This window comes from Pseudomonas sp. Cab53 (assembly GCF_018325965.1).
Classification (GTDB): Bacteria; Pseudomonadota; Gammaproteobacteria; order Pseudomonadales; family Pseudomonadaceae; genus Aquipseudomonas; species Aquipseudomonas chlororaphis_E.
This window is the reverse complement of sequence record NZ_AP021902.1, coordinates 160,421-174,643: the sequence shown is the minus strand read 5'-3', so window position 1 is coordinate 174,643 and position 14,223 is coordinate 160,421. Positions and strand designations below refer to the sequence as shown.

General features: G+C 63.0%; 8 protein-coding genes and 2 pseudogenes. 7 read left to right on the top strand and 3 right to left on the bottom strand.

The features are described 5' to 3' along the window. Positions 1-384: 384 nt before the first annotated feature. A complete protein-coding gene (gene lapD / locus KI241_RS00800) occupies positions 385-2,334 on the bottom strand; it encodes a cyclic di-GMP receptor LapD (protein ID WP_053148960.1) in 1,950 nt (649 codons plus the stop codon). Between the two features lie 14 nt (positions 2,335-2,348). Beyond that, complete coding sequence (gene lapG / locus KI241_RS00795) at positions 2,349-3,041, bottom strand: cysteine protease LapG (RefSeq protein ID WP_042730634.1); 693 nt, start codon at positions 3,039-3,041, stop codon at positions 2,349-2,351. Positions 3,042-3,241: 200 nt separating this feature from the next. Between lapG and KI241_RS00790 the strand changes: the two genes are divergently transcribed. The 5 genes from KI241_RS00790 to KI241_RS00770 all read left to right on the top strand — a co-directional run bounded on the left by KI241_RS00790 (position 3,242) and on the right by KI241_RS00770 (position 10,369). Then, positions 3,242-3,934, top strand: coding sequence for a GntR family transcriptional regulator (locus KI241_RS00790; protein ID WP_042730635.1), 693 nt, complete (start codon positions 3,242-3,244; stop codon positions 3,932-3,934). Positions 3,935-4,621: 687 nt separating this feature from the next. Next, complete coding sequence (locus KI241_RS00785) at positions 4,622-5,398, top strand: DUF3050 domain-containing protein (protein WP_042730636.1); 777 nt, start codon at positions 4,622-4,624, stop codon at positions 5,396-5,398. Next, on the top strand, positions 5,395-6,327 hold the full coding sequence (locus KI241_RS00780; RefSeq protein ID WP_042730637.1) for a diiron oxygenase: 933 nt from the start codon (positions 5,395-5,397) through the stop codon (positions 6,325-6,327). Before KI241_RS00785 ends, KI241_RS00780 begins: the two co-directional genes overlap by 4 nt. A gap of 10 nt (positions 6,328-6,337) precedes the next feature. Continuing rightward, positions 6,338-9,874 carry a non-ribosomal peptide synthetase gene (locus KI241_RS00775; RefSeq protein ID WP_042730638.1) on the top strand — a complete coding sequence of 1,179 codons (3,537 nt, stop codon included), beginning with the start codon at positions 6,338-6,340 and terminating at the stop codon, positions 9,872-9,874. 30 nt (positions 9,875-9,904) lie between these two features. Next, complete coding sequence (locus tag KI241_RS00770; RefSeq protein WP_042730639.1) at positions 9,905-10,369, top strand: SRPBCC family protein; 465 nt, start codon at positions 9,905-9,907, stop codon at positions 10,367-10,369. A 199-nt stretch (positions 10,370-10,568) separates the two neighbouring features. On the opposite strand, the gene KI241_RS00765 is transcribed toward KI241_RS00770, so the two are convergent. After that, positions 10,569-12,449, bottom strand: a complete 1,881-nt coding sequence (locus tag KI241_RS00765) for a methyl-accepting chemotaxis protein (protein ID WP_047736252.1) — start codon at positions 12,447-12,449, stop codon at positions 10,569-10,571. A gap of 253 nt (positions 12,450-12,702) precedes the next feature. Between KI241_RS00765 and KI241_RS00760 the strand changes: the two are divergent. Together KI241_RS00760 and KI241_RS00755 are read left to right on the top strand one after the other, a co-directional pair. Then, positions 12,703-13,202, top strand: a pseudogene (locus KI241_RS00760) (sigma-70 family RNA polymerase sigma factor). Further along, positions 13,192-14,186: pseudogene (locus tag KI241_RS00755) on the top strand (FecR family protein). The pseudogenes KI241_RS00760 and KI241_RS00755 overlap by 11 nt, the downstream one beginning before the upstream one ends. The last annotated feature ends 37 nt before the right edge of the window (positions 14,187-14,223 follow it).

Here is a 14,223-nt window from a genome sequence, read left to right as displayed (position 1 = left end):
CCGCCTTCGCGGGCAAGCCCGCTCCCACAATGGATCGGCGTACACCCGAGAGAGACAAGTCGGCCGTAAAACCGCCTCGCTTTGGCTTTGGCTTTGGCTTTGGCTTTTGATCTGGAGCGCCCCGTTAACCACGCTGGCCGAACGCAGGCATTGCGCAGTGGGCACCTCGGCATGGATGCCGAGGTAGCCGCGCTGGGCCATGGATGGCCCTTCGCGGCGGGCCCACGGAGCAATGCCGGAGTGAGGGAACACCTCGCCTAAGCGAGGTGCCGAGTGGTGGGGCAAGCCTTTTTTGCTTACTTTTTTTGGCGCCTGAAAAAAGTGAGCCGCCGTAAGGGCGGAACCATAAGCCGCCGTTACCGCAGCAACGGATATACTCTCAATTCAATTCCCCCAACGCCCAGGCTCCCCAACCAACCGCCCCTGCACCCCAAACAACCCCATCTCCCGAATCACCGCCAACTCCCCCTCGGTCTCCACCCGCTCGGCAATCAACGGCAAGTCGATACTGTGGGCAGCACGCTGGATCGCCTCGATGAACAGGCGCTTGTCACTCTCCTGGTCGATGGCGCGAATGTAGCCGCCATCGATTTTCAGATAAGCCAACCCCAACCGCGACAGGTTACCGATCATGCTGAACCGCCCACCAAAGCGCTGCAGGCTCAACGAGAACCCCAGCTCGCGCAGTTGCCGGGTCAGTTGCTCCAGCACCGCTTGCTCAGGCAACTGTTCCTCGCCGATCTCCAGGGTCAGGCGCGGCCCGAAGTTGGAGTGGGCCCGCAGGATCTCGAAGACCTTGTTCAACGCCTGTGGGTCACCCAGGGTGGCGGAAGAGAGGTTCAGCGCCAGGGATTGATCGTGCCCGGCCATTTGCCTGAGCACCTGTTCGAGCATCAGGCGGTCCAGCCGCGCCGTCCAGCCGAAACGCTCCAGCCAGGGCAGGAAACGCCCGGCGGGAATGGTCTGGCCTTGCTCGTCGAGCAGCCGCGACAAGACCTTGTAATGCAGCACCATGGCGGTGTCCTGGGCTGCTACCACCGGTTGGAAGTACAACTCGAAACGCTGCTGGTTCAGGGCCTGGTCGAGCAACGTATGCCAGGCATGGTGATCGTCGGCCACACGCTTGACCGCACTGTGGTCCAGGCAGGCCCAGCTCGGTTCGCCTTGGCTTTCGGCCTGGGCCAGGGCCTGGTCGCCGAGCTGGAGCACTGCTTGCGGTGAGTCGCCATGGACGAAGGGCGCCAGGCCGATGGAAGCCACCGACGCCACGTCGGTCGCGCCGGTGGCATGCAGGCTGGCCAGCGCGTTTTCAAGGTTCTGTGCCAGTTGCAGCGCTTCCTCACGCACCAGGCCCGGCGCCAACACAGCAAATTCGCCACCCCGAATACGCGTCACCAGGTTCTGGGTTTCCGGGTAGCGCGCGCTTTCACGCAGCAACTGCTCGCCCACCGCCTTAAGCAATTGGTCCGTGCGCTGGCCGCCCAAGCGCTGGTTCAAACCGGCCAGGTCCTTGACCCGCAACAGCAACAGGTAACCGGAGCTGGCCTGCTCCGGGTTGCTCACCCGGGCGTTGAGCTGCATTTCGAAATAGCGCCGGTTAGCCAGCCCCGTGAGGTTGTCCTGATAAGACTCCACGCGCAGTTTCTCGCTGCGCTCGGCCTGCTCCTGGAACAGCGCCTTGAGCTTCTCGACCATCTGGTTCATCGCCTGGACCACGCGACGCAGCTCAGGGGTGCGCGGCAGCTCCGGCAAGCTGAGGAACTCGCGCCGGGCGATGGCGTGGGACTGGTGCACCATGTAATCCAGCGGTTTGAGCTGACGCCGCAGCAGCAAGGCCCCCAGCACCGCGCTGACAGCGCCGCACAACAGCAACCAACCCAGGCTGCCCAGCGCGCTCTGCCACAGCTTGGCGAGGGCGAACATCGGGTGGCTGACCACTTCGACCCGCGCCGCCTGCTCCCAGCCGCGACTGACGATCGCATCGCCACCGGCCGGCTCCAGGCCGATGAGTTTGACGAACCACTGCGGCACGCTGCCGGCGTCCGGCGTGCCGGTGCGCTCGACCAGGGTCTTGTCGGTGGCCACATCGACTACCCGGATGCTGGCGTAGTAGCCACTGTCGAAGATCGAGCTGACCATCAACTCCACCATCGCCGGATCGTCGATGTTCGGTGTCAGCGACAGCGCCAACGCCGTGGCCGCATCCTGGGCATGGGAGCGCAACTGGTTGACGTACTGGGTCCGCGAGCTCTCGAGGCTGACCATGAAGCTGCCGCTGAAGGCAACCACCAGGAACAGACAGATAGCGATCAACAGCTGTTTGAACAAGGACATCTGAGCGCGCGCTCCTAGTTAGTCGTCTCGACCGGAAAACCTTCGGCCTGCATTTTTTTCAACACATCCTGCCACCGGGACAGGCGCTTGGTATCACCCACTTTCTTGTTGCCCTTGGCGCCCGGCAGCCACAACCCTTCGGCATTGAAAGAGTAGACCGGCAGCAGGTCGGTTCGCTGGCTGGCCGGCAGGATGCCGTCGACCAGGCTGTCGAGCACCAACGGCATCGCCTCGGGCGTGGCGTAGTAGGTCAGCACCATGTGCGCACGGTTCTGCCGCAACGCCTTGACGTAGGTGATGCGCAACTTGTCACTGGAGACCCCGAGATGGCGCAGGCTGAAGTACTTGGCGATGGCATAGTCCTCGCAATCGCCGGCTCCTTTCCACAGGGCCTGGATCGGGGTTTCCCAGTAGTCCACCTCGTGCCACAGGTCGATGTCTTCCACGTAGCGCACCTGTTTGTTGAAGAACAGGTTCACCACCTTGAGTTGTTCCAGCTCGGGAATCTGTTTCTGGGTCGCCAGCAATTGCTGCCAGGCATCGATTCGCTGCTGCCCCTGCCCCAGGGGCCCGTAGAGCGCCTGGGCCCGTCGGCTGATCTGCGCGAAGTCCCAGTCGGCCTGCAGGCCGCCCAGCATGAGGCCGGCCAGCAACACTGCCGAACACAACCAACGCAAGGGCCTGGGAACAGGGAAAGGTGCAGCCAAGGGAAATACGTCCGAAAAGGGCCGTTGGAAATCGTTGGATGGTGAAGCCTGGCCCGGCAAAAGACAATGGCAGGATGCAATCACTCCAAGCAGACTAAACTGTAGTTCAGGATCCGACACCACAAGTCTTTGACGGCCCGTAAAGCTGTTACTAATGTTCGCCTGGATCCATTTTCTACTACTCGTCAGGATGCGTTGTCGTGACCCAGAAGCCCAGACCGCTCAGCACCATCCAGGTCAACGGACCCATTCCCGCTGACCGGGCACGTTCGATCATCGAAGAATCCCTGCGCGAAGCCATTCTCGACGGGCGCCTGCCCAGTGGCACGGCCCTGCGCCAACAGGAATTGGCCGATCTGTTCGGCGTGAGCCGCATGCCGGTGCGCGAGGCGCTGCGCCAGCTCGAAGCGCAATCACTGCTCAATGTGGTCCAGCACAAGGGCGCGGTGGTGGCGCCACTGATCACCAACAACGCGGTCGAGACCTACGCCCTGCGCTCGGTCCTGGAGTCCTTCGCCTTGCGCCTGTCCATTCCGTTGCTGGACGACGACGACCTGGCGCACGCCGCCCAGTATATCGAGCAGTTGGAAGCGCAAACCGACCATGCCCAGATCGGCAAGCTCAACCGGCTGTTTCACATGTCGCTTTACCACAAGGCGCCCAACGCCAAGCTGCTGGACCTGATCGAACGCGAACTCAACGAAGAAGAGCGCTTCCTGCGTTTTCATCTATCGTCCATGGGCCTGGGCAAGCTGACCCAGGACGACCATCGCGCCCTGCTGGAAGCCGCGACGACCAGAGACATCGATAAGGCCGTTGCCCTGCTGGAACACCACCTGGAAAAAGCCTCGGTCACCATACGCCGATACCTGGAACAAACGTCGAAACGCTGACCTCGCGCCGGCGTCCGGGCCGGCGTATCAATTTCTTACATATCCTGCCTACCCAGCGAATTACCTGCCCGGCGCGGCGCGGCCGTGGCCGCGACGCCCCGCCCCATAAGCCCAATGGCACTGCCATCGATTTGGGCCCACTCTTGCGCTTGTCGATTGAAAAAACAGACCTGTCGCAGTCAGTGCCTGGCTGAAACCAGGCGAATCGAAGCCCACACGCAAGGAGCGTCGTCCAACCGGCGGGATGATCGGATGTCCGACCGACGTCTCTCCCCTAAACATAAGACTTCTTAACTTCCCGATCCCTGAAGTGCTCCGAGTGAGGCATTCACTCGACTGATTCGATTCTGATCCTTATCCATCGGAAGGAGCTTCTTCGCCTCAATAAAACTTACTCCAGAAGTTTTAATAACTTCCTTCGCGCCCAATAAATACCCAACTTTAAATAATTAAAAAATAACTTGCCGCCCGCTTGATACGTGTATTAGTTTTTTATTCGCCGGATTGTTACCGGCTGTTTAAAGAGCGCAACAACGCCTGAATACAGGCACCGCAGACTCGAAACACGCACATTAAGCGAATGCTTGAGCCACTTGGGTAATTCATGGATTCCGGTTCAGGCACCCGCTCGCCTATATAAAAACTCGAGCCACCTGCCGGACAAATATCATTGATGAGGACGTTCCAATGCAGCCAACCAAAGAACAACTATCTCTGAAAAAACACGAACTTGGCCAACACCCGGTTTTTTCCGAAATAACATCAATTGATCTGCTGCGCCGGTTTATGGAAAGCCACGTATTTGCCGTGTGGGACTTCATGTCCCTGACCAAGCGCCTGCAACGGGAACTGACCTGCGTGCATCTGCCCTGGCTGCCGCCGGCCGACCCACATTCGGCTCGCCTGATCAACGAAATCGTCTTGGGCGAAGAGTCGGATGATCGGCCTGGAGCGGGCTATTGCAGCCATTTCGAACTGTACCTGGACGCCATGCGCGAAGTGGGCGCGGACACCCGGGCGATCGAGCGATTCATCACCCTGCAACAGGAAGGCGTCAGCCCCGAAACCGCGCTGGAAAGCGTCGAAGTGGAACCGGCGGCGGCACGGTTCGTTCGCCAGACCCTGCACACCGCCCTGCATGCGCCGGCCCACAGTGTGGCCGCCGCATTCGTGCATGGCCGCGAGAGCGTCATCCCGCAGATGTTCCAACGCATGCTGGACGCCTGGGGCATTGGCCTGGACCAGGCACCCACCTTTCGCTACTACCTGCAACGCCACATCGAGGTCGACTCCGAAGACCACGGCCCGGCCGCGGAGAAGCTGCTGGCGCGGCTGATCGACGGCGATCCGCAGCGCGAAACCGAAGTGCTGGCCGCCGCACTCGCCGCCGTGCACAGCCGCGCGGCCCTGTGGGACGGCCTGCGCGAAAGCATGAGCCAACCGGCCGCGCAGGTGACCCTATGAACGCCCTCGCCTACCAATCGTTCGCCGACGCCTGGGAAAGCCGCGCCACGATCCGCACGCGGCCACGCCGGCGGGTCGAGGACGACGACAAGCTGATCTTCCCCATGAGCCGCCAACCGCTGGTGCACAGCCAGACCTTTCTCAGCCACTGTGCGCCCCTGCGCGATTTCGTGCTGGTGCAGAGCCTGTACAAGTTCATCAACGACGTGGTGATTTTCGAGACCGAGCTTGTGGACCACACCGCCCGGCGCATCGCCAAGAATCGCTTCGGCATCGAGTTCCCGTTCCCGTGCCGCTACGACGCGATGACCGTGGTGGTGGACGAGGATTATCACGCGCTGGTGGCGATGGACTTCATGCAACAGACCATCGACATGACCGGCATCGCGCCGATCCCGTTGCCGGGGCAGATCGAGCTGAGCCGGGCGATACCGGCGACCCTGGCCCGGGCGCCGGAACATTTGCTCAGCGCCGTGGAGCTGATCTGCATCGCCATTGCCGAAAACACGGTGACCAACGAAGTCGCGGCCTTCGCCCGGGACGATTCGGTGAAGGCTTCGATCAAGGGGCTGATGGCCGACCACTTGCTCGATGAGGGCCGGCATTCGGGGTTCTGGACACGGCTGGTGCAGATGTACTGGCGCACCGCGCCCGAGGAAGACCGTGAAGCGATCGCGCATTTGATGCCCGGCTTCATCGCCGAGTACCTGGCGAGCGACCTGCAGCAGGCGTTCGATTTCGAGCTGATCGCCCACCTGCCCGTCGACGAGTCGGTACGCCAGGCACTGCGTGAGGACGCCAGTGCACTGGCCTACCCCATCAATCGCTTCCATCCACTGGTGGGCAACATCACGCGGTTCTTTCGCGGCAGCTCGATGCTCGCGTCCCCCTGCGTGCGCGATGCCCTCGCCGATTACCTGACCCCATGAGGACCTTTCCATGAGACGCCTCGACATTGCAGTGCCTGGCAGCAGCCAGGCCATGGCCGAACTGGCCAAGGAACTGGAACTGCACGGCCATGGTGTGGTGGATCTGCACACATCGGCCGTCCCTGCCGCGCTCGACCTGTTGATTGACGACGGTACGCAGCCGTGCGCCGTTCAAACCCGTATGCGTCTTGAGGTGCGCGTGGCACTGCGCACGCTGCCCGGTGACCCCTTGCCGCAACCGACCGTGATTATTCGCGACGGCGACCAGCGGGTGTTATGCCAGGAGACAATCGCCCCGCAACGCTGCGGCAATGGCCAGTCATTGCGGCTGCGCACGCAGGCGGTGGTGGTCGAGCAGTTGGCGCAGCTGGTCAGTCAGTTCTCGCGGGATGAAACCTGCTTCGAGCATTGGCCCCTGGTGCAGGACAATGCAGTTGCCGAGCCGCTGCACGGGCTCGATGCGTTGGAGCCGCTGGCTTTCGAGCACCCTTTCAATCGGCCGCCGGTGCCCTGGCTGCTGGCCGCCGCCGACGTGCCGGTGATGCACGACATCGAACAGCGCATGCTCGACGACGTGACGCAACCGGCCCTGTGGGTCGATGGGCAATGCATCGACTACAAGGCCTTGCGCGGCCTGACGCTGAGGCTGCAGCAGGCGCTGCTGGAGCGGTTGGAACATGCAGACCCAGGGCAATCCAGCCCTGTGGGAGCAAAGCTTGCCCGCGATACAGACACAGCGGTACCCAACCAGACCAAGTCATCGTTTATCGCGGGCAAGCCTTGCTCTCACCAGCCTAGCTCGCAAAAGGTGATTGCGGTATGTCTGCCCAAATCCGCACACCTGTATGCAGCGATTCTGGCGGTGCTGGGTTGCGGCGCGGTGTACTTGCCACTGGACCCGCAACACCCGGCACAACGTCGGCGCTTCATCCTGGAGAACGCCCAGGCAGACCTGCTGTTGCACGCCGGCGACAGTGACCTGGGCGAGCTCGCGCTGCCGACGCTGGATGTGCTGCGCTTGCCGGCACTCAAGCCAGGCTTGCCGACCTCGCTGATCCGCCGCGTGGTGGACGGCGACGAGCCGGCCGTTGCGATCTACACCTCCGGCACCACCGGCCAGCCCAAGGGCGTCTTGCTCAGCCATCGCAACCTCAGCCATTTCTGTGCCTGGTACGGCGATTACGTCGGGTTGCAGCGCGACAGCCGGGCGTTGCAGTTTTCCACCATCAACTTTGACGCATCGCTGCTGGATATCCTGCCAACGTTCATCCGCGGCGCCCTGCTGGTGGTGCCCAGCGAAGACCAACGCCGCGATCCGCAGCAGTTGGTCATGCTGATGCACGCCCGGCAGGTCACCCATGCCTTCCTGCCGCCGGCGCTGTTGAGCGTGATGCCCCTCGACGAGCCCCTGGGCCTGTCGCACCTGATCACCGGCGGCGATGTCTGTGAGCCGTTCGTGATCGAACGTCTCGCCCCACAATGTGCGTTCCACAACATCTATGGCCCGACCGAAACCACGGTGCTGGTGACCACCCGGCCATTCGCGGTCGGCGACAGCAACCGCAACCTGGGCGTGCCCATCGCCAACGCTCGGGTGCTGATCCTGGACGAGCAGCTGCAACCGGTACCCCAGGATACGCCCGGCGAGCTCTACATCGCCGGGCCGGGGGTCGGCCTGGGTTATCTCAACGATCCGACGCTGACCGCCGCCCGTTACCTCGACCTGGCGCTGCCCGGCGGGCAAACGGTGCGGGTCTATCGCACCGGTGATATCGCTCAGTGGACCGCCGCCGGCATCGAGCTCTGCGGCCGCCGGGACAACCAGGTGAAGATTCGCGGCTTCAGGGTCGAGCCAGAGGAAATCGAACACTGCCTGCGCGAGCGCCAGTTGTTTCGCCAGGTGGCGGTGGGCGTGGATGAGCGGCGACGGATCCTGGCCTTCCTGGTTCATCCCGAGGAGGACCGCCCCGGCGCCGCGCTCCAGGCCCTGCGCGAACATGTGCAAGACTCGCTGCCCAGCTACATGCACCCGGCGGCCTACGTTGAACTGCCGAGCCTGCCTTACACCAGCAACGGCAAGGTGGATCGCCGCGCCTTGCTCGCGATGTCGGTGCAGGTCCAGGTCGGCGGCCAGCGACGACAACCTCAGACCCCGCTGCAAACGCAGTTGCGCCAACTGTGGGCCGAGCTGCTGGAGGTGCCGGCCGAGGACATCGCGACGGATGAGAGTTTCTTCAACCTGGGCGGGCATTCGATCCTGCTGTCGCAACTGTTGCTGAGCATTCGCCAGACGTTCGGGCGCAGCCTGTCGATCAACCGGTTCATCGAGGCACCCACCTTGCTGACCTTGGCAAAATTGCTCGACAGCCCCGAACAACACGAGACGTCGACCCTCAGTCCCCAGGCGTTCATTGACGCCGAAGCCGAGCTCAACCTCGACCCGCTGCCCATCAGCCAGTGCGGTGACGTGCACAAAGTCGTGGTGACCGGCGCCAACAGTTTTCTCGGGGTGCACATCGTCGAAGCCTTGCTGGCCTGGGGCGCCACCGAAGTCGCCTGCCTTGTGCGCGCGTCTGCCGGGCAAAGTGCGGCGCAACGTTTTTCCCAGGCCTTGCAGGACAACCGCCTGACCCACCTGGACCTGAGCCGCGTCAGCGTCTACGCCGCCGACATCACCCAACCGCAACTGGGCCTGGCGGACGACGTCTACGCCCGCATCGACCGCACGTTCGGCGCGCTGGTGCACAACGCCGCCCACGTCAACCACGTGCTCGACTACGAGTCGTTGGCGCGGGACAACGTGGAGCCGATTTTCGAATGCCTGCGCCTGTGCGAGGGGCGCAGTAAGAAAATCTTCAACTTCGTTTCCACGCTGTCGGCGTCCAGCGCCCTGGATGCCAACGGCCAGGTGCTGGAACAACCCGCCGCGCCCACGCCGCCGATCTACATCAAGAACGGCTACAACCTGTCCAAGTGGGTCGGCGAACGGATCCTGCAACGGGCCCGGGATCGTGGGGTGTGGGTCAACCTGTTTCGCCCCGGCAACATCAGCTTCAACAGCCTGACCGGGGTCTGCCAGCCCCACAAAAACCGCCTGATGCTGATGCTCAAGGGTTCGATCCAGCTCGGCCAGGTGCCCGACCTATCGCTCAATTTCGACCTGATGCCGGTGGACTTCCTGGCCCGTTTCATCGCTTTCCACGCCAGCCGCTACCAGCCGGCGCAAGCGGTGTTCAACCTGCACAACCCCGAGCCGTTGAGCTGGGATGCCTACGTGGCGTCGTTCCGCGACAGCGGCCGGGAGTTTTCCCTGGTGAGCGTCACCGACTGGCAACGGCAACTGGGCCGGGTCGATGCCGACAACGCGCTGTTCGGCGTACTGGGGTTCTACCTCAACGGGTTCGAGGAAGACATCGGCGATATCTCGCTGATCCGCCACGACAACGCCCGCACCGGTGTGCGGCAGATGGGCGCGCGCTACCCGGAAAAATCCCCGGCCCTGCTACGGCGCGGCGCCGAGTACCTCAAGGCCATCGATTTCATTTGAACCACCCTCACTCACGCAAGGAGCAAGACCATGACTGCATTACAACCCGACACCCTGATCAAGAACCCCCACGCCTGCCAGGTCGAAACCTCGGTGGACGTAGCGGCCCCTGCCGCTCAAGTGTGGGACGTGGTAGGTGATTTTGGCGGCTTCAACCGTTTCATCCCGGCGCTGGCGCGCATCGAAATGACGGGCGAGGGCGAGAGGTCGCTGCGCAAGAAGTTCTTCGCCGATGGGCAGAACCTGGTGGTGGAGCAGCTCAACAGCCGCGACGACCAGGCCATGCACATGACCTGGACACTGATCTACAACACCCTGGGCATCGACAACCTGTGGGCGGCGATGCGCGTCGACCCCCTGACGGACAACCGCTGCCGCGCCACCTGGACCATCATCGCCGACCACACCGACGCCCACACCCCGTTGGGCTTCAGGGACTTCCTGCAAGGCTTCGCCGATGAAGCGATGGGGAACGTACAGGCGATGTTCAAATAACCCCAGGCCACCATCTCCTGTGGGAGCGAGCTTGCTCGCGATGGCAATGGATCAGTGGTGGTGATGCTGGCTGGACTGACGCTATCGCGAGCAAGCTCGCTCCCACAACTGGTTCCGGGGTAGATCCGAGATCCGGGTCCACCCCCAATCCCCTGCGGGAGCGAGCCAGCTCCGAGCGGCGATCCGACGATGCGGTGGATCAGATCTTGAAGCTGTCTACCAGCTGTTTCAGGCGATTGGCCTGTTGGGACAGGGCGTCGCAGTCCCTCAGGGTTTCATTGAGGTTGGCCACGCTTTGCTGGTTCAGCAGGTTGATGTGGCTGACGTCCATGTTGAGGGTTTCCACCACGGCGGTCTGTTCCTCGGTCGCGGCGGCGACCGATTGATTCATGCCGTCGATCTCGCCGATGCGCTGCGTCACGCTGACCAGCCGCAGGCCGGCCTGGTTGGCAACTTCGACGCTTTCTTCACTGGAGGCCTGGCTGGCGTTCATGGTGGTCACCGCTTCGCGGGAGCCCACTTGCAGCGAGGTGATCATCTTGTGGATCTCTTCCGCCGACTCCTGGGTGCGGTGCGCCAGGTTGCGCACCTCGTCGGCCACCACCGCAAAACCACGCCCGGCTTCACCGGCACGGGCCGCTTCGATGGCCGCGTTCAGGGCCAGCAGGTTGGTTTGCTGGGAAATGCCCTTGATCACGTCCAGGATGTGGCCGATGTTGTCGGTGCTGGCGTTCAGGGTTTCGATCTGGGTGCACGACAGGCTGATCTTCTGCGACAGCTCGGTCATGGCCTGGATGGTTTTTTCCACCACCTGGCGACCATCGTCGGCCTGTTCGCTGGCACCACTGGCCTGCTGCGAGGCATCGGCGGCGTTGCGGGCGATTTCCTGGGTGGCGGCGCCCAACTGGTTGATGGCCGCCGCCACGCTGTTGGTGCGAGCACTCTGCTCATCCGAATCCACGAGTGAAGCGTTGGACGAGCTCATCACTCGCTGCGACAGGTCGTGCACCTGGCGGGTAGCGGAAGACACTTCGCTAATCGAGGCATGGATACGCTCGACGAACTGGTTGAACGAGCCCCCCAGTACCGCGAACTCATCCTTGCCCTGCACGACCAGCCGGCGAGTCAGGTCGCCTTCACCCTGGGCGATGTCCTGCATGGCGCGGCCCATGGTGGTCAATGGACGCATCAGCACCTGGATCAGCAGGCTCAGCAGCAAGGCGATGGCCGCCACCGCGACAAACATCGCGATCAATGCGGAGGTACGGAACTGGCTCAGCGGCGCGTAGGCCTTGGCCTTGTCGATCGACAGGCCAATGTACCACTCGGCGCCCGGCAGGCCGGTGACTGGGGTGAACGAGAGAATCCGGTCCTGCCCGTTCAGCTCGACTTCCTGGATGCCCTTGCCGATGCGCACCGGGGTGCCTGGGTAGATGTCCTTGAGGTTCTTCATCACCTGGTCCTTGTCCGGGCTGACGATCACTTGACCGTCGCCGCTGACCAGGAACGCATGGCCGATACCGCCGAAATCCACCGAATTGATGATCTTCACCAGGGTATCGAGGCTCAGGTCGCCGCCCACCACGCCCAGCAGTTCACCGTTTTTCTTCACCGGCAGGGCAATGGTCACCACCAGGCCACCGACGGCGGCCGAGTACGGCGGGGTCAGCATGGTTTTATCGCTGGTCACCGCCTGCTTGTACCAAGGGCGCTGGCGCGGGTCGTAGCCGTCAGGCATTTTGGCGTCGGGCCGCTGGGTGAAGACCCCGTTGGCCTGGCCCACATAGGTGAACTGGAAATTGGAAGTCAGCGCCGGTTGGTCAACCAGCCCCGCCAGGTCGGCGGCAGCCCCCTGGTGCGCGATGTTCTGCCCCAGGTTCTCCAGCACCAGCACGCGCCCGCTCATCCAGTTCTGGACGCTGCTGGCCGTGAGGTCGCCGGATTGTGCGATGGAGGATTCAAGGCTACGGCCGATGGTGTTGCGCTGCAGATAGTCGTTGTAGAACGTGAACAGGGCAAACGCCAGCACCACCACACCGGAGGCGGCTAGAAGGATTTTGTGGCTGAACTTCAGATTCATCGACGAGGCTTCTTATGCAGGGAGTGGGGTGCATTCCGGTTGCAACAATCCATGTAACAGCGCGGGCAGGACAGGTGGTCCGCTCCACTTTGGTGCACACATATCAGGCTGTCGGCCAACGCCTGAAAAAAATGAGCGCTTAACAGAAATGGGCGACGGAAGGCCATGGCGGGGCGAACGGTGGTTGCAAATTCATCGGACCATGATGACAATGCGACCTATTATCATTTGTGATACCAGGCCCGTCGCGTTCATGTCGTCTCCCGAGTTTGCAGTTCAGGCGCTCTACAGCAATCATCACGGCTGGCTCAACACCTGGTTGCGCACCCGGTTGGGCAATGCCGCCGATGCGGCGGACCTGGCCCAGGACACGTTCGTGCGCCTACTGCAACGCAGCGAACGCCTGGAGCTCAAGGCCCCGCGGGCGTTCCTGCGCACCATCGCCCATGGCCTGGTAATCGATCATTGGCGCCGGGAAGAAATCGAGCGCGCCTACCTTGAAACCATTGCCCACCTGCCGCCCGCCGAAACCCCGGGGCCGAAGCCCAGGCCTTGATTCTGGAACTGCTGGAAGCCATCGCACGGATGCTCGAAGGCCTCAAGCCAAAAGTGCGCAAGGCCTTTTTGCTGGCCCAGTGCGAGGGCCTCACCTACAAACAGATCGCCGAACAGATGGGGATCTCGTTGCGATCGGTGGAGCGCCATGTCGCCGATGCGCTGTACCACTGCTATGTGTTGCGCTATGAAAGCTGAACCGCTGGACGCCCCCCGCCCCAGTGATCCGTCGCAACAGGTCGTCAGGCAAGCGATCAACTGGTTGCTGCGCCTGCGCAACCACGCCCCCGATCCTGCCCTGAGCCGACAATGCGACGCCTGGCGCGCGACCGACCCGGCGCACGAACGGGCCTGGCAACGGGTGCAATCGCTGCACAGCGAACTGACCACGAACCTGCGGGCAGTGCCCGGCGTCCACACGGCCCTCGACACCCTGGAAAACAGCGCCCAGCGCCTCGCTCGCCGCCAGGCGCTGAAGCTGCTGTCGGGCCTTGTACTGGTGGGGGTGTCGCCTGGCTGGGCAAAACGTCGCCTTGGCAACCCTGGAGCGCCGACTTCGCCACCGCCACGGGCGAACGCCGCGGCTTCCAGCTGCCGGACGGCTCCCGCCTCGAACTCAATACCCACAGCGCCGCCAACCTGGATTTCAACGCCGACCATCGCTGGGTGACCCTGGTGCGCGGGGAAATCATGCTCACCTGCAACCGCGACACCGCGCGGCCCTTGCGGGTACAAAGCCGACACGGCCTGTTCGAGACCGTCGAGGGGCGCTTCGTCGTGCGCCAGGACAGCGACTGCACGCGCTTGAGCGTCACCCGCGGCACGGTGGCGATCCGTTCCCACTCCAGCGGCAGTGGTGCGCCCCTCCAGGTGACTGCCGGGCAAAGCTATGTGCTCACCCCGTCGACCACGACGCTGGCGGCCTCGCTGGACATGGACACCAGTGCCTGGGCGGACGGCTTGATCGTCACGCGCGACATGCGCCTGGAGGACTTTCTCAGTGAGGTGGGCCGCTACCGCCCGGGCTTGCTGAAGTGCGCGGCGTCCATCGCCGACCTGCGCCTGTCAGGGGTGTTTCGCCTGGAGGACACCGACACATTGCTGGCGGTCCTGCCCCGTACGCTGCCGGTGCAGATACGCTACCGAACCCGGTGGTGGGTCACGGTGGAACGGCTGGCTTGATTTTTTTTGGCGGGTTTCGAGCCGGTGTCCGGCTAGG